At 49.6% G+C, this 14,078-nt stretch carries 16 protein-coding genes and 1 tRNA gene; 3 read left to right on the forward strand and 14 right to left on the reverse strand.

Going from position 1 to position 14,078, the window contains the following annotated elements:
- Nucleotides 1-74 precede the first annotated feature (74 nt).
- On the reverse strand, nucleotides 75-1,289 hold the full coding sequence (locus H9Q79_RS09105) for a hypothetical protein (RefSeq protein ID WP_118643413.1): 1,215 nt from the start codon (nucleotides 1,287-1,289) through the stop codon (nucleotides 75-77).
- Nucleotides 1,290-1,467: 178 nt separating this feature from the next.
- Here H9Q79_RS09105 and H9Q79_RS09110 point away from each other — a divergent pair, with 178 nt between their 5' ends.
- Entirely contained in the window at nucleotides 1,468-2,220 is a 753-nt protein-coding gene (locus H9Q79_RS09110; protein ID WP_118643411.1) for a GNAT family N-acetyltransferase, read from the forward strand.
- A gap of 102 nt (nucleotides 2,221-2,322) precedes the next feature.
- Here H9Q79_RS09110 and H9Q79_RS09115 read toward each other — a convergent pair whose 3' ends face one another.
- Together H9Q79_RS09115 and H9Q79_RS09120 are read right to left on the reverse strand one after the other, a co-directional pair.
- A complete protein-coding gene (locus tag H9Q79_RS09115; RefSeq protein WP_118643409.1) occupies nucleotides 2,323-2,523 on the reverse strand; it encodes a DUF1858 domain-containing protein in 201 nt (66 codons plus the stop codon).
- Between the two features lie 32 nt (nucleotides 2,524-2,555).
- Nucleotides 2,556-3,620, reverse strand: coding sequence for an amidohydrolase family protein (locus H9Q79_RS09120; protein WP_249328121.1), 1,065 nt, complete (start codon nucleotides 3,618-3,620; stop codon nucleotides 2,556-2,558).
- A gap of 217 nt (nucleotides 3,621-3,837) precedes the next feature.
- Between H9Q79_RS09120 and H9Q79_RS09125 the strand changes: the two genes are divergently transcribed.
- The gene (locus tag H9Q79_RS09125; protein ID WP_118643403.1) at nucleotides 3,838-4,008 is read left to right on the forward strand and encodes a 4Fe-4S ferredoxin; all 171 of its coding nucleotides are present in this window, start codon (nucleotides 3,838-3,840) and stop codon (nucleotides 4,006-4,008) included.
- Between the two features lie 168 nt (nucleotides 4,009-4,176).
- Here H9Q79_RS09125 and H9Q79_RS09130 read toward each other — a convergent pair whose 3' ends face one another.
- From H9Q79_RS09130 to H9Q79_RS09180, 11 genes are all read right to left on the reverse strand, one after another.
- Nucleotides 4,177-4,632, reverse strand: coding sequence for a helix-turn-helix domain-containing protein (locus H9Q79_RS09130; protein ID WP_249328122.1), 456 nt, complete (start codon nucleotides 4,630-4,632; stop codon nucleotides 4,177-4,179).
- A 110-nt stretch (nucleotides 4,633-4,742) separates the two neighbouring features.
- Nucleotides 4,743-4,955, reverse strand: coding sequence for a hypothetical protein (locus tag H9Q79_RS09135; protein ID WP_249328123.1), 213 nt, complete (start codon nucleotides 4,953-4,955; stop codon nucleotides 4,743-4,745).
- Nucleotides 4,956-4,960: 5 nt separating this feature from the next.
- On the reverse strand, nucleotides 4,961-6,226 hold the full coding sequence (locus H9Q79_RS09140) for a beta propeller repeat protein (protein WP_249328124.1): 1,266 nt from the start codon (nucleotides 6,224-6,226) through the stop codon (nucleotides 4,961-4,963).
- A gap of 121 nt (nucleotides 6,227-6,347) precedes the next feature.
- Complete coding sequence (gene dnaB, locus H9Q79_RS09145) at nucleotides 6,348-7,691, reverse strand: replicative DNA helicase (protein WP_249328125.1); 1,344 nt, start codon at nucleotides 7,689-7,691, stop codon at nucleotides 6,348-6,350.
- Nucleotides 7,692-7,704: 13 nt separating this feature from the next.
- Nucleotides 7,705-8,151: a 50S ribosomal protein L9 gene (gene rplI, locus H9Q79_RS09150; RefSeq protein WP_118643393.1), complete on the reverse strand. Its 447-nt coding sequence runs from the start codon at nucleotides 8,149-8,151 to the stop codon at nucleotides 7,705-7,707.
- A gap of 1 nt (nucleotide 8,152) precedes the next feature.
- Nucleotides 8,153-10,210, reverse strand: coding sequence for a DHH family phosphoesterase (locus H9Q79_RS09155; protein WP_249328126.1), 2,058 nt, complete (start codon nucleotides 10,208-10,210; stop codon nucleotides 8,153-8,155).
- A 118-nt stretch (nucleotides 10,211-10,328) separates the two neighbouring features.
- The gene (locus H9Q79_RS09160; RefSeq protein WP_249328127.1) at nucleotides 10,329-10,805 is read right to left on the reverse strand and encodes a single-stranded DNA-binding protein; all 477 of its coding nucleotides are present in this window, start codon (nucleotides 10,803-10,805) and stop codon (nucleotides 10,329-10,331) included.
- Between the two features lie 112 nt (nucleotides 10,806-10,917).
- Nucleotides 10,918-11,103, reverse strand: a complete 186-nt coding sequence (locus tag H9Q79_RS09165) for a DUF951 domain-containing protein (protein ID WP_118643389.1) — start codon at nucleotides 11,101-11,103, stop codon at nucleotides 10,918-10,920.
- Between the two features lie 4 nt (nucleotides 11,104-11,107).
- Entirely contained in the window at nucleotides 11,108-11,833 is a 726-nt protein-coding gene (locus tag H9Q79_RS09170) for an NAD-dependent protein deacylase (RefSeq protein ID WP_249328128.1), read from the reverse strand.
- 30 nt (nucleotides 11,834-11,863) lie between these two features.
- The gene (srtB, locus tag H9Q79_RS09175) at nucleotides 11,864-12,685 is read right to left on the reverse strand and encodes a class B sortase (RefSeq protein ID WP_249328129.1); all 822 of its coding nucleotides are present in this window, start codon (nucleotides 12,683-12,685) and stop codon (nucleotides 11,864-11,866) included.
- 92 nt (nucleotides 12,686-12,777) lie between these two features.
- Nucleotides 12,778-12,851, reverse strand: a tRNA-Met gene (locus H9Q79_RS09180).
- A 306-nt stretch (nucleotides 12,852-13,157) separates the two neighbouring features.
- Between H9Q79_RS09180 and nadA the strand changes: the two genes are divergently transcribed.
- A complete protein-coding gene (gene nadA / locus H9Q79_RS09185; protein WP_118643385.1) occupies nucleotides 13,158-14,066 on the forward strand; it encodes a quinolinate synthase NadA in 909 nt (302 codons plus the stop codon).
- Nucleotides 14,067-14,078 lie beyond the last annotated feature (12 nt).

Consider the following 14,078-nt stretch of genomic DNA (forward strand, 5'->3'; position numbering starts at 1 on the left):
ATCCGGTCAAAACACCTTAACCAGAGGAAGAAAGACAGCCATCCTCCACCCGGATCGGCTGCCTTTCTTCTATATTATAAGCATTCTGAATAATCTACAAATGTGACTCCCGTCGTATCATCTTCCTTTACAACCGGATCATCTCCGTCTGAATAAGCCTCCTGCAGCAGCTCCTCCACGGTCCTCACAGGCATAGCCAGCTCAATCTCCTCCAAAGCCTGCGTCTGTTCCGCTTCTTCTTCAGGGTACCCTTGCTCCACCATCTGTTCAGGCTGACGAATCTGCTGCGTCTCCAGTGCGGCTTCCAGAGCAGCTTGTACATCCGGAATCGTATCTGTTCCCACATTTTTCTCTGTATCTGTCTCAGGCACAGGCATATCCTCTCCGTCAGTATCCGCTGTCCTGACAGGCTCCTCCAGCTCTTCCGGCTGCAATACCTCTACGGCTGCATCCTCTGAAGCTGTCTCTGCGTTCAGCTCGTCCCACTCCGCCTGATCTTTCTCCGGCTCCTCAATTTTCTCAATGAAAACCTCAGCATCCCCTTCTGGCATCTGGCTCTTCCGTATATCATCTTCCGTATCATCCGGCTCCGAATGAACCCCGCCCGTCTGTCTCTTCTGGTATTCTCTTTCGCTTCGCTTGTCTGCGCTGCGCTTCTTATCTGCTAGTTCGCTGAAGAACTGATCTTCTTCACCTTCTCCGCGCTTCTCCCGTTTTTTCTTCTCCTTCACCAGCCGTTTCTGTTCCTTCTGACGCGCCTTCAGCTCTCTGCGGGTAAGCTCTGCCTCTCCGTCGTCCTCTTCGTCTTCCTCCTCGTCATCCTCATGTCTTCTGCTCCAGATCTCAGCCACTATGAAAAGGACAATGACAAGCAGCGCCGCCAGCCCCAGGATAATCCTGCCCTCTGTCGTCTGCATGGCAATAGAAACATAACCGATCAGCGGGACCGTGATCACTTCTTTCTGCGCCGTATTCCTCAGTGTCAGTTCTTGCGTTGCAGCCCCGTCCGACGGCCTCACCGTAACTACTCCGGTCTCCGCGTTAAGAGACGTAATCTCATAGACATAGGCAGAATCCTCCCCTGTCTGGAGAATCTTGTCGCCTGCCTTCAGCTCACTCAACGGTTTCTTAAGCGCATAAGCCACAGACCCCGTCTGCATATTAGTAACCATTCCCTCTTCTGCCACAACCGTCGTAACTCCAACCAGCGGCGGCACAAGGAGGGCAATTCCGGTCAGTATAAACAGTAATAATATCAGATTAACGAATACTTTTAATACCTTTGACATTCTGTGATAATCTCCTTGTCTGACTTTTCATAACTGTATCGGATCTATTATACTCCCTTTTTACAAATTATGCAAGGAAACCAATTCCCAATTCCTGCTTGTTACTTTTCCCTCTGTATACTATAATAGATATGCGCCTTTCCCGGCGTACTTCATCTGATGAAAGAGAGAGCTTCTCATGAATCCAATGATAAAGACTATTGAAGACCTGTCACTCAACGCCTGGCCTTCCCACCAGATTCAGATCTATGACGGCTGGCTTTTACGTTTTTCTTATTTTTATACACACCGGACAAACAGCGTGGAACAAATTGGCCTCTCTGCTATTCCCATCGATGAGAAGATCTCCTATTGTGAGGATGTCTACCGCAAATGGGGCACCCCGGCCGTTTTTAAAATATCTCCTCTTGTAGCGCCGGATTTTGACAGGCTCCTGGCTAGAAAGGGGTATATGACACAGCACACTACCAACGTGATGACGCATTGTTTTAAAGATGTGCCGCATCAGGAAGATGGAATCACTGTAGATACCAGCGCTTTTATACCGAGTACCTGGATTGACGCGCTGTTTGCGCTGAAGGGGACCACCAATGTCATGCACCGCCTCGTGGTGCCTTCTATGTACCGTGCGATACCCAAGGAAACCATATGCGCATCCATTCACGATGGAAGCAGGATTGTCGCCACAGGACTGGGCATACTGGACAGAGACTTCATTGGAGTCTATGCGATCCACGTACATCCTGACTACCGCAGGAAACACTATGCCAGCGCCATATGCCGGACTATACTGGCAGGCGGTTACCGGAAGGGAGCCAAGCACGCTTATCTGCAGGTGGTGGAGGATAACGAATCGGCCATCAGGCTTTACGAATCCCTGGGATTTTCCTATCTGTATAAATACTGGTTCCGTCTTAAATACTTTTACTAAGCGGACAGGTTCACAGCTGCCGTCCAGAACTTTCATAATAAAATAAGGGAGTCATTGCGGATTGTGCAATGACTCCCAATTCTATGCTATCAAATTCTCGGGTCAGGCTCCCAGATAATCGTTGATCTGTGCCTCCAAGACATCTGCGTCCAGGCCGTGAACCATTGCTGCCTCTTCCAGAGACTCTGCCTGCGCAGAGGGGCATCCCAGACAATGCATACCTGCTCTCATTAAGATTCCTGCAATATTATTATCCACCTGAAGTAATTCTCCGATAGTCATATCTTTGGTTACTTTTGCCATTGGTTTTTCCTCCTTCTTTTATGCTTTTCCCATTATAATACCTTTTGACCGGTTGTGCAAGGCCAAGAAAGGATACGCTGGATATTTTTACTGTATATTTTTTCGAGCACGCTGTCCTGCAGTCCCAATCCGTAGATTTTCCAGCGGCCCTGGGGAGGCACCCCTTCATAGCTGTAATCGAAGTATTCGTCCTCTGTCTCCAAAAAACGGTAATTAATACGCTGAAGCATATGGCCAGGCATACTGTCTGTCCCGAATATTATCCTGTCTGAATACTTTTCAAAAAACCGCCTGGAGGAATAGGGCTGCCGTCCCAGCTCGGCAATCCTTTCCGCAATATCCACATTAAAATTGGGATAAGTGTCCATCCAGCGGGCCACCTCCTTCAGATTTTCTGCCCATGAGCCAAAATGCGCAATGATGAACACTGTCTCCGGATTGTCTGCCACCATCTGCTCCTGCTGCTCCATCAGTTCTTCAAAAGAATACAATCCTTCTCTGCAAAAGGACCATTCCGGATGGGCCTGAAGCTCCTCGTATCTCTCATTCTGAGGCGTGACCGGCGAAAAAAAGGCTTCCGGGTCCCCCACATGCAGAAGCACAGGCATCCCCAGCTGTGCCGCATACTGCCAGACAGGGGACAGGCGCCGGTCGTTCAGAGGGATATAGCTTCCCGTCTGATCTAATATTCCCAGAGAAAGATTTTTCCAGAATTTCAGCCCCCGCACGCCCTTTCTCTTACTCTCGCAGAGCGTCCGGTAGACGTATCCGTCGAACCCCGCATCATCCAGGCGCTCAACCTCCACATTCCCGAAGAGGATAAAAAAATCCTCATATCCCTCCATCTTCTTCAGCATCCGGTCCAGATAAGGCCCGCTTTCGCCGTCCAGGTTGACCGCCCGCTCAATTCCCAGCTCCCGGTAAGCCGCCACGGCCTCTCCGGTATCATAAGCCTCTTCGTAATGCTCTCCCAATCCCAGGCGGCCGAAATGAGCGTGCCCGTCAATAGCCGGATACTTCGGCCTTCCCGGGCAATGCTCCTCAAGGCGGAGGCGGGTTATTGGCCTGTAATCTCTCAGCAGCAATTCTTTCATCATATCCTCCAGCGTCTTTATCTTGTTACTTTTTAACCATCATAGCCATTTTCCCCTCCTATGTCAACCCGACACAGGACTTCATCTTTACCAGATTTTACATCAAAAAATGTTCCTAATTTTATACTTGTATTCTGGAACAATATATATTAGAATGTGCTTAGGGCCTGGGGTAAGGGCCTGGAAAATTACAAATGGTAGATTTAAGGAGGATATAACAATGGCACGTGTAATTACCGATGAATGTGTATCTTGTGGAACCTGCGTAGGCGAATGTCCTGTTGACGCTATCAGCGAGGGTGACGGAAAATACGAAATCGCTGCTGATACCTGCGTAGACTGCGGCGCTTGCGAAGACGCTTGTCCGACAGGAGCTATTGTTGCTGAATAATTCAGGAACAGGAACGATTTTATTTAAACATATTAAAAAGAGGGTGTCTCGGGTTCAAGTTACTTGATCCTGAGACGCCTTCTTTCATTATGCCTTTTCCTCTCTTTTCTGTAATCCTTCTTATACGTCCGCCACACCGGCAGCATCCCGGCCGGCATGACGATCCATTTAACGCAGCGCTTTCCTGCTGGTCTTTTTCTTCTTTTTTCCCTTCTGTCTTTTCTGCTCTTCCGTCACCGCCACCTGCTTCCTGGCTATCTGGTGCTGCCTGATCGCCTCATCTACCCGTTTATACCTGTCTTCCTGCCGTCTCTGGCGTTTCAGCTCCTGCATCAGCCGGTCTAAAACTTCATAGAACCTCAACTGCCTGTCCTTGTCCTCTTCCGGTGCGGCCGCCTGCATAAGCAGCGGAATCACCTCTTTAATCTCCTTCAGCTGATATCCCTTTTTCTTTAACTCCTGTATGCACAGAAAAATCTGAATATCTTCTGTACTGTAGCATCGGTTCCCCTTGGGATTTCTTCTTATGTCCAGTCCAAACTGCTCTTCCCAGTACCGTAGCGCTGATGATTTCTCGCCGAGTATTTTGACGGCCTCCGCCACTGGGTAAATGGTTTGTTCCATAGACCTGCCCCTTCCATATGATATAATAATCGTCCCTTTTCATTATACCATCCGGGCCTTTCAATACAACGAAATTCGTTCGACAAAACCAACGCAAACCCCCGCCCCTTCTAATTTTTTCTGCGTTTTTCCAATATAGAAGGCACAAAAAGCACCGCGAAATATGCCAAACCGATCACCAAAGCCGCTGCCGCCACTTTCAGTCCGCCTTTCAAATCCCCGTACTGGAGCACCAGTGCAAATTCCTGAACGGCGTGCCATCCGAATCCCAGAGCGAACAGCGCCAGGATCATCCACCGTCCCACTTTTTTACCCTTTTTCACAGTCTTCACCCCACTTCCACCGGCTGATCAAACATCTCTTCAGCAAAAGAAAAGTTCATGCCGTCATCCGATACATACAGTGCTTTTACCAGTTTTCCGTCTCTCGCATAATCCCCGCTGTCCCCCTGTCCCACAATCAGGAAGATTCTACCATTCTCCCGGTAAATGTTCTCCACCTCTGTAAAAGGGTTATATCCCAGCTTCTCCGCCGCCGGAGCATCCGCGGGAAGTGTAATCTCCCGGGCGCTCGTCCCGTTATCCTCTGTATAGTACAGGACACAGTTTCCATCCCCGTCCGCACCTCCGGAAGCCAGATATCCTATTCCATCCGCCGCAAACCATACGCAGGAATAAGAACCTCCCTGAAACGCCTCGCCAGACAGCAGCTCCCATCCGGAAAAATCCGCAGTCATAAATGTACCGTAATAATCGTGTCCCAGCGAACGGTCCACCGCCAGGGAAACATAGCATCGGGTTTCTGTCCTGGAGAGATAGGCCACGCTTCTGTACCCGCTGTCATAGATCCTGGACTCATTCCAGCTTTCTCCGGCATCCGTGCTGTAAATTAAATAGGAGTAACTGCCGGTGTAAGCGACAAAAGCGGTAAACTCCCTGGTGATGATACGGCTGTTATCACCAATATATTCGTCATATCCGCCGTTATTAGTTCCGGCGATATCTTCATAGGGTACAGGCACCTCAAACATACTCTTTCCATAATCATAAGTAACGTAAAGCTTCTGGTCCCGGAACACATACGTGCACTCCTCATCCTGCATTTCATAGGAGGGGGGCTTAATTTCTTCCTGAAGCGCAGGATCTGTGGCAATCTGATACTGCACCGGACTCATCTGTTCCATGACCTGATACTCCCCCCTATGCGCCACCAGCTTAAGCACCGTCTGGGCCTGATACCAGCCGTATCCGTACTCTGTTGCATTATAATAAGCAAGCAGCTCATAGTTGCCGCTCGCCGGCTTGATCAGATAATCAATCTGCACATATCCCGCCTCCCCGTCCAGGACTTGCACTTCCATCACCCTTTCGTCCAGCAGGCGGTACCCATAAGGCACCTTCCAGCCTTCCAGCTGCTCTGTATACTGCTCCAGCCACAGCGCCGCAGCACTTTTCAGATCCTTCTGTCCGCTATCCTCCACAATGCTGCCCACTGCCTCCGGGGGGCTGTAGAAATGCCAGGCAGACCCCTGCACCGCCGCCGCCGTCAGACAGCCGCCAGCCAGCGCCAACAAACCTTTTAGCATATTTCTCATATACTTCCTCCTGTGATTCCTCTCCTCCCTCATACCAAATAAACCTGACACAGAAAGAGGCCCGGCCAAAGGCTGGACTTCCTGTACAGCCTTATATTCCGGACCCCCTCGGTCAGTCGTATTATTTTCTGTTGCCCTGTTCCAGATTCATGAACTTGGTATAATCGGGCAGCCACACCAGATTCACGGTTCCGATCGGACCGTTCCTCTGTTTGGCAATGATGATCTCCGCCACGCCTTTCATATCAGAATCCTTATTGTAATAGTCATCCCGGTATATGAACATAACCATATCCGCATCCTGCTCAATGGCACCTGATTCACGCAGGTCGGAAAGCATCGGCCGGTGATCGGTCCTGCTCTCCACCGCACGGCTCAGCTGTGACAAAGCCACCACAGGTACGTTCAGCTCCCTGGCCAGCGCCTTCAGTGAACGGGAAATATCGGATATTTCCTGCTGTCGGGAATCATTGCCCTTTCCCCCGCCAGACATCAGCTGCAGGTAATCGATCATAATGATATCCAAACCATGCTCCAGCTTATATTTCCGGCATTTGGAACGCAGCTCCCGCACTGTGATGCCGGGAGTGTCGTCGATGATCAGCCTGGAATCGCCGATGAGCCCGGCACTCTCAATGAGCTTGCTCCAGTCCTCATCCTTCAGATTGCCTGTTCTCAGGCTCTGGGAATTCACCCTGGAATCCATAGCGAATAAACGGTTCATCAGCTGCTGCTTGGACATTTCAAGGCTGAAAATCGCCACCGCCCGGTTCTGCTTAAACGCCATGTATTCAGCAATATTGAGCACAAACGCCGTCTTACCCATGGAAGGCCTGGCCGCCACGAGAATCAGGTCAGAGTTCTGAAAACCGGAAGTCTTATAGTCCAGATCTATAAATCCTGTCGCCAGTCCCGTCACGCTTCCCGTAGTCTTGGACGCTTTTTCGATATTCTCCAGCGTATCCATTACCACCTGGCGTATCGGCACCATGTCTCCGGAATCCCTCTGCTGAAAAAGCTGGAACATCTTTTTCTCAGAGGAATCCAATATTTCTTCTACTGGTTCCTTATTCAGATAACAGGTATTTTCAATTTCCTCAGATAACCGGATCAGGCGGCGCAGGATTGCCTTTTCACTGACAATCGTCGCGTAATATTTTACATTCGCCGAGGTTGGGACTGCATTCAGCAGATCCCGGACAAACTCCATGCCGGCAATCTCCGGCGGCACGTCCTTTTCTTTCAGACGGTTCTGAAGGGTAACGACATCAACCGCCTTCCCCTCATTAAACAGTTCCACCATAGCATCAAAAATAATTCCATATTGATGCTGATAAAAGTCCTCGCTGGTCAATATTTCTGACGCAGTCATGATCGCTTCCCGCCCCATGAGCATGGAACCAATGACAGATTGTTCCGCTTCCACACTGTGCGGCAGTATCCTCTTGATCAGCGCCTCTTCCATCCGGCCTTTCCTCCTAAGCTTCTTTCACATGCACCTTCAGCTGCGCCGTCACCTGCGGATGCAGCTTAACCGCGACTGTCGCCGTACCCAATTCCTTAATCGGGCCGTCCATCTGCAGCTTCTTCTTATCCAGTTCAAATCCCAGCTGCTCCTTCGCGGCCTCGGCAATTTCTTTTGCAGAGATTGAGCCGAATACCCGGCCGCCTTCCCCCACTTTAATGGGGATCGTGACCTCGCTTTCTGAAATCCGGCCGCCGAACTCCCTGGCAGCCTCCAGCACCTCCTTGGCCACCTTATCCTCATGAGCCTTCTGCAGCTTAAGATCATTCAGATTCTTAGGAGTCGCCTCCACGCCCAGCTTCTTCGGCAGCAGCATATTCCTGGCATAGCCGTCGCTGACATTTACAATCGCCCCCTTTTTTCCGAGGCTCTTAACATCTTCCAGTAAAATAACTTTCATACTAAATCTCTCCTCCATCCAACATCTCTGTAAGGGTATCCTTCAGATAGTCTTTCGCTTCCTGAACAGTCGAGCTTTCCAACTGGCAGCCGGCAATATTCAAGTGGCCGCCGCCGCCCATCCGTTCCATAATGATCTGCACATTGACCTCATCAATCGCCCTCGCGCTGATGTAAATAATTCCTCTGTATTCTGTCAGAACAAAGGATGCTTTGACTCCGACAATATTCAACAGCTCATTGGCCGCCTGCGCCCCCACAATCGTCGGGCTGTCCACATATCCGCTGGGGCATTCTGAGATAGCAAAGGACTCACGGAACAGTTCCGCGTTCCGGATCGTCTCGCCTCTCGCCCGGTAATCGTTCATATTCTCACGGAACAGCTTCCGCACCCTGGTCACATCCGCTCCGCAGCGGCGCAGAAACGCAGCGGCTTCAAAGGTTCTCACGCCCGTCTTCTGCAGGAAGTTATCCGTGTCCACCATAATACCCGCATAAATGGCGTCTGCCTCGATATTCCGTATACGAATTCCGTCTGCAAAATACTGAAGGATCTCCGCAACCATCTCGCAGGCCGAGGACGCATACGGCTCGATATAGGAAAGCACAGAATTCCGTATTACCTCGCTGCCCTGACGGTGATGGTCAAGGACAACGATGGTTTTCGTCATATATAGCAGCTCCTCACACTCAGTATAGCTGGGCTTATTGGTGTCCACAACCACCACAAGCGTGTTCTCATCCGTCATCTCCCGGGCCTCATGGCAGTTCAGAAACATATGCGCATCATAATCAGGATTATGCAGAAAGCCTTCCATCAACGGACGGATTGAAGACGTAGGGTTGTCAATCACAATGTGTACTTTTTTATTCAGAGTCTTAGCCGCCCGGTAAATACCGACCGCAGCGCCGAAGGAGTCCACGTCAATGATCTTGTGCCCCATGACGATGATTTTATCTTTGCTATCCATGAATTCTTTCAGCGCATGGGCCTTGACACGGGCTTTGACGCGGGTATTCTTCTCAACCGCCTGAGATTTCCCTCCATAATAGAGAATTTTATCCCCATCCTTCAGCACAACCTGATCACCGCCTCTGCCCAGAGCCAGATCAATGGCGATCCGGGCGCAATCAGAGTTCTTGGAATAGGAACCGCTGTTGGCGCCGATGCCAATACTGATGGTAACAGCCATATCATTGCCGATGTTCACGGTCTTGACTTCTTCCAGAATATTAAATTTCATATTCTTTAATTCATTCAGAGAGCGGGTCCGCATGACCAGGAAATACTTATCCTTCTCGAATTTCTTCACCAGCCCGTCAATGTCATTAAAGTATTTATTGATTTTCCGGTCAATCAAAGCTGTCAGCAGTGAGCGTCTGACCTCTTCCACGCTTTCCAGCGCTTCATCGTAATTGTCCAGATAAATCAGACCCGTGACCATTGTCTCATCCTCATATTTATGGATGTACTCATTCAGTTGGGTCTCGTCAAAAAGATACATGGCATAGAGATGGGAGGACTGTCCGTCTTCCAATTCCAGTATCTCAGAATTTTCAATCATTGAATCGATATTTACACACTTTATATGCACGCGAAAATCCCGCCGCATATAAGAAAGGTAATAATCTGCTTCTTCCCCTTCCCCCGGGAACTTTTCAAGGGTAATTTCCGAAAAAATATTCGTGATGGACTTCCTGTATGTCCGGTTTTCTTTTCCGGTCAGAGAGGCGAATTCCTGGTTAAACCACAGCAGCTTCCCTTCGTCATCCAGCACCGCATAGGGCAGAGAAAAATCCATAATCAACTGTCTCTGTACCTGCCCATATTGTGCGGCAAAGGTAATCAGTTCGTTGAATACGGCCGCACGTTTTGTATAATAAAAAATCAGTGCGATAATCAGATACAGCACTATTCCTGCGCTGACCAGAAGTCCCGCATTGACATCCAGAAAATATACGCCGACGTTCATCGCAACCAGCAGCACGAAAAGCCCCAATGGGCATCTCAGATAGCTGCGCAGCTGTCCGCTCAATTTTATTTTATTAATTTTGTCCATTCCACCGCTCCTTTTAAGCATATTTCATATGCTTGCTGCGAAGTGCGCGTCATGCAGGGCAAACCCTCTTTTCACAGGCGGCCGGCTGCCGTGCCGGCCGCCCTGAAACCCGCCGCCTTTAATTAAAAGGCAGTTCCTCATCAATTCCATCCGGAATATTCATGAAACCATCCGCAGAAGCCGGGGCAGGCGACGGCGCGCTGGGCGCGGACGGCTGCTGGTAGGACGGCTGCTGATAAGACGGCGTAAAGCCTGCACTGTTCTCAGCGCTGGCATTCTTGCTTTCTGCAAACTCCTGATCTTCTACCACAACATCCGTGGTATAGACCTTATTCCCATCCCGGTTCGTGTAACTTCCCGTCTGAATCCTTCCGCTCACAACGATCCGTATCCCCTGATGAAAATATTTCTCTGCAAATTCAGCGCTTCTTCCGAAGGCCACACAGCTGATAAAATCAGCGCTCTGATCTCCGTCCCTCTTGAACCTGCGGTCCACGGCCAACGTATATCTGGCCACTGCTGTGGAATTCTCGCCGGCTGAATAACGGATATCAGGGTCTCTTGTCAGTCTTCCCATTAAAATAACTTTATTCATTCTACTTACCTCGATACCTTCTGAATTTTTGTATATCACGGCTTTTTATGATACCATAAAAGCCTCTAAAAGTCAATTTTGCGCCAATTTCTGAAGAGCCTGCGAGAACAGCCTATGAATCTTTCTTCCTCAAATTTCTGGTATTCTTCTCGACCAGCTTTCTGGCTATCATAATCTGATGGCCGCACCCCATACATTTGAGGCGGAAATCCGCGCCTACACGGAGGATCTCCCATTCGCTGCTTCCGCAGGGATGGGGCTTTTTTAATTTCACAACATCTCCAACTGCATAATCCATATGGCTACCTCACCGCTATCTGCTCCAGCACCTGTCCGATCGGCTCCTGAATCAGAAGGTCCGCGCTCTTGTCCATCCCAGTTGCGCCTTTATTGATCAGAACGATCTTATCTCCGCTGAAATATTGAATCAGCCCCGCCGCCGGATATACGACCAGGGAAGTTCCACCCACGATCAGGACCTGCGCGTGAGAAATTACAGAAATAGCCTCCTGAATCGTCTTCTGATCCAGGCCTTCTTCGTACAGGACCACATCCGGCTTGATCATCCCGCCGCACTCCCTGCAATGGGGGACACCTTCTGCTTCTGCCACATATCCGGCATCATAAAAGGCATGGCACTTCATGCAGTAATTCCTGTGAACGCTGCCATGGAGCTCCAGCACCTTCCTGCTCCCGGCCGCCTGGTGCAGCCCGTCGATATTCTGAGTCACCACCGCCTTCAGCTTCCCCGCCTCCTCCAGCTCCGCCAGCTTTCTGTGAGCTGCGTTGGGCCTGGCGGTCAGTGCCAGCATCTTATCATGATAGAACCGGTAAAATTCCTCCGGGTTCTTCATAAAAAAAGTATGGCTGAGGATCGTCTCCGGCGGATAATCATACTTCTGGTTATACAGCCCGTCCACGCTCCTGAAATCCGGAATCCCACTCTCCGTGGACACGCCCGCCCCTCCGAAAAAAACGATGTTGTCATGGTCATCCACAATCTTCTGCAGCTGTTTAATGGCCTCCATAGGTTCCTCCTTTCTCATTCCACGGCCGGCTCATCCGGAAATCTGCACACCCTGCACAACAAAACGCTCCGCATCATTGCTGGTACAAGTAGACAGGGTAACGATCTTGCTGTCCGCAGTGAAATCTGCATAAGGGAGCGCCACCTCTGATTCCTCATGCCGTTTATTCAAATAGTCCACATACTCCTGACCCGGATTCTCATACAGCGTATACACATCGCTGTCCGCCTCCGTCACCTGCATGCTGAACATCTCATACCGGTAATTATGCTCTGGCGTCAGAATCCAAAAATACTGGCTTTCCATATATTTATTCTGTTCCTTCAGGAACTTCAGCTTCCCGAACATGGACTGGTTCTTCATATTATGCCCGTACACAATTGTATTGCTGTCACTGAAATCACCGCTGTTGCGGTATTCCACGAAAATAGAACCGGAAAAATTGTCCTTGCCCTCAAACGTCCTGTGCAGGTAATAATCATTATCCTCACCGCGTACAACCGGATAACTGATATCCAGCGCTTCTATGTAGATCCATCCGACAATGTCCTGATTGATCGCCTTCAGAGAAGTAAAATCCACTTCTATCGGCGGGGCAACCGTCTCCTGCTGAGGCACATCCTCAGCCGAAACCGCCGCGCTCTCCTTCTCTTCACCTGGCAGCTCCCTTTTCACCTCCGACGTATATTTCCTCAGGCTGTCATACTCGTTCTCGCCTTCCTTATATTCCAAAGCCGCCGACACCAGACGGTAGACGGAATACCCCATAACCCCGATGCAGACAATGATCCCCAGCGTAAGGATCACATTCAGCGCGCCACCCTTCTTTTTCTTCTTCTTTTTCTTAGCCAATCTTCAGTTTCTCCTTATTCTGCCTTCATCTGTTAATATTGTCTGTAAGAGCAAGTAAAGCGCCCTCTGCTGCACGGAGGACGCTATACGGATTGCGGGAACAGGATTTGAACCTGTGACCTTCGGGTTATGAGCCCGACGAGCTTCCAGACTGCTCCACCCCGCGACAGTTTCTATTAATACATTATATGCATTAGACTTAAAATTATTATAGTCTTCTTTCATTTTTTTGTCAAGAATATCCGATTATGGATTTGCTTCCAAATTGGCCGGTGAAGGGAGAATATTTGGATGCCCGGACGAAAGTGTCATCAGGATGGTTTCAGGCGGTAAAGAGTGGCTGATCCGGCATTATAAATTGGCAGCAGCGATTGACAAGACAACTGTCTTGACAGATTGGTTTTTTCGTGGCAAAATGTTTCCAATATGTTTATCAGCCGATCAACCGCTGAGAAAAGTTTAGGAGAAAATTATGTCTGAGAAAAGAGAACGAATTGCTGAATTAAAAAAAGAACGGGACGCTGTCATCCTCGCCCACTACTACGTTCCGGATGAAGTGCAGGAAATCGCTGATTATGTGGGAGATTCTTTTTATCTGAGCCGTATCGCGACGCAGATTCCCCAGAGGACCATCTGCTTTGCCGGTGTTAAGTTCATGGGGGAAAGTGCGAAGATATTGAATCCCGGCAAGACTGTGCTGCTCCCTGAACCCATGGCGGACTGCCCGATGGCTCACATGGCCGACCCGGACAAAATCCGGGAGATCCGGAATACCTACAGAGATGTGGCGGTAGTTTGCTATATCAATTCCACGGCTGAACTGAAACAGCATGCGGACGTCTGCGTCACCAGCTCTAACGCCCTGAAGATTGTCAGCGCCCTGCCCAATAAAAATATTTATTTTATTCCTGATGAAAATCTGGGGCGTTATGTCGCTTCCCAGCTTCCGGATAAGCATTTTATCTTCAATGACGGCTTCTGCCACGTACATACCAGCATCACCCGCGAAAATGTGAAAGCCGCCCTGGCCGCACGGCCCGGCCTGAAGGTTCTTGTTCACCCGGAATGCAAAAGCGGCGTACTGGAGCTGGCAGATTATATCGGCAGCACCTCAGGGATCATAGACTATGCCACTGCCAGTGATGCGGATGAATTTTTGATTTGTACAGAGCTGGGAGTGCTGTATGAGCTGCGGCAGAAAAATCCAGATAAGAAGTTTTATTCAGTTGGACACAGGCAATTCTGCCCCAATATGAAAAAAATCACTCTGGAGAAAATAATATCATCACTGGAATCTATGTCCCCCACAGTTGAAATCACAGAAGAAGAACGCCAGAAAGCTTGTGCTCCGCTGACCCGCATGCTTGAGCTGGCCAGATAATGGAGGCATTGC

The sequence above is a fragment of the Wansuia hejianensis genome, from assembly GCF_014337215.1.
GTDB classification, from domain to species: domain Bacteria; phylum Bacillota; class Clostridia; order Lachnospirales; family Lachnospiraceae; genus Scatomonas; species Scatomonas hejianensis.

Excerpts from the sequence above, each read along its gene's own strand:
- H9Q79_RS09105 (WP_118643413.1), bottom strand. The coding sequence starts at position 1,289 with ATGTCAAAGGTATTAAAAGTATTCGTTAATCTGATATTATTACTGTTT.
- H9Q79_RS09110 (WP_118643411.1), top strand. The coding sequence starts at position 1,468 with ATGAATCCAATGATAAAGACTATTGAAGACCTGTCACTCAACGCCTGG.
- H9Q79_RS09115 (WP_118643409.1), bottom strand. The coding sequence starts at position 2,523 with ATGGCAAAAGTAACCAAAGATATGACTATCGGAGAATTACTTCAGGTG.
- H9Q79_RS09120 (WP_249328121.1), bottom strand. The coding sequence starts at position 3,620 with ATGATGAAAGAATTGCTGCTGAGAGATTACAGGCCAATAACCCGCCTC.
- H9Q79_RS09125 (WP_118643403.1), top strand. The coding sequence starts at position 3,838 with ATGGCACGTGTAATTACCGATGAATGTGTATCTTGTGGAACCTGCGTA.
- H9Q79_RS09130 (WP_249328122.1), bottom strand. The coding sequence starts at position 4,632 with ATGGAACAAACCATTTACCCAGTGGCGGAGGCCGTCAAAATACTCGGC.
- H9Q79_RS09140 (WP_249328124.1), bottom strand. The coding sequence starts at position 6,226 with ATGAGAAATATGCTAAAAGGTTTGTTGGCGCTGGCTGGCGGCTGTCTG.
- dnaB (WP_249328125.1), bottom strand. The coding sequence starts at position 7,691 with ATGGAAGAGGCGCTGATCAAGAGGATACTGCCGCACAGTGTGGAAGCG.
- rplI (WP_118643393.1), bottom strand. The coding sequence starts at position 8,151 with ATGAAAGTTATTTTACTGGAAGATGTTAAGAGCCTCGGAAAAAAGGGG.
- H9Q79_RS09155 (WP_249328126.1), bottom strand. The coding sequence starts at position 10,210 with ATGGACAAAATTAATAAAATAAAATTGAGCGGACAGCTGCGCAGCTAT.
- H9Q79_RS09160 (WP_249328127.1), bottom strand. The coding sequence starts at position 10,805 with ATGAATAAAGTTATTTTAATGGGAAGACTGACAAGAGACCCTGATATC.
- H9Q79_RS09165 (WP_118643389.1), bottom strand. The coding sequence starts at position 11,103 with ATGGATTATGCAGTTGGAGATGTTGTGAAATTAAAAAAGCCCCATCCC.
- H9Q79_RS09170 (WP_249328128.1), bottom strand. The coding sequence starts at position 11,833 with ATGGAGGCCATTAAACAGCTGCAGAAGATTGTGGATGACCATGACAAC.
- nadA (WP_118643385.1), top strand. The coding sequence starts at position 13,158 with ATGTCTGAGAAAAGAGAACGAATTGCTGAATTAAAAAAAGAACGGGAC.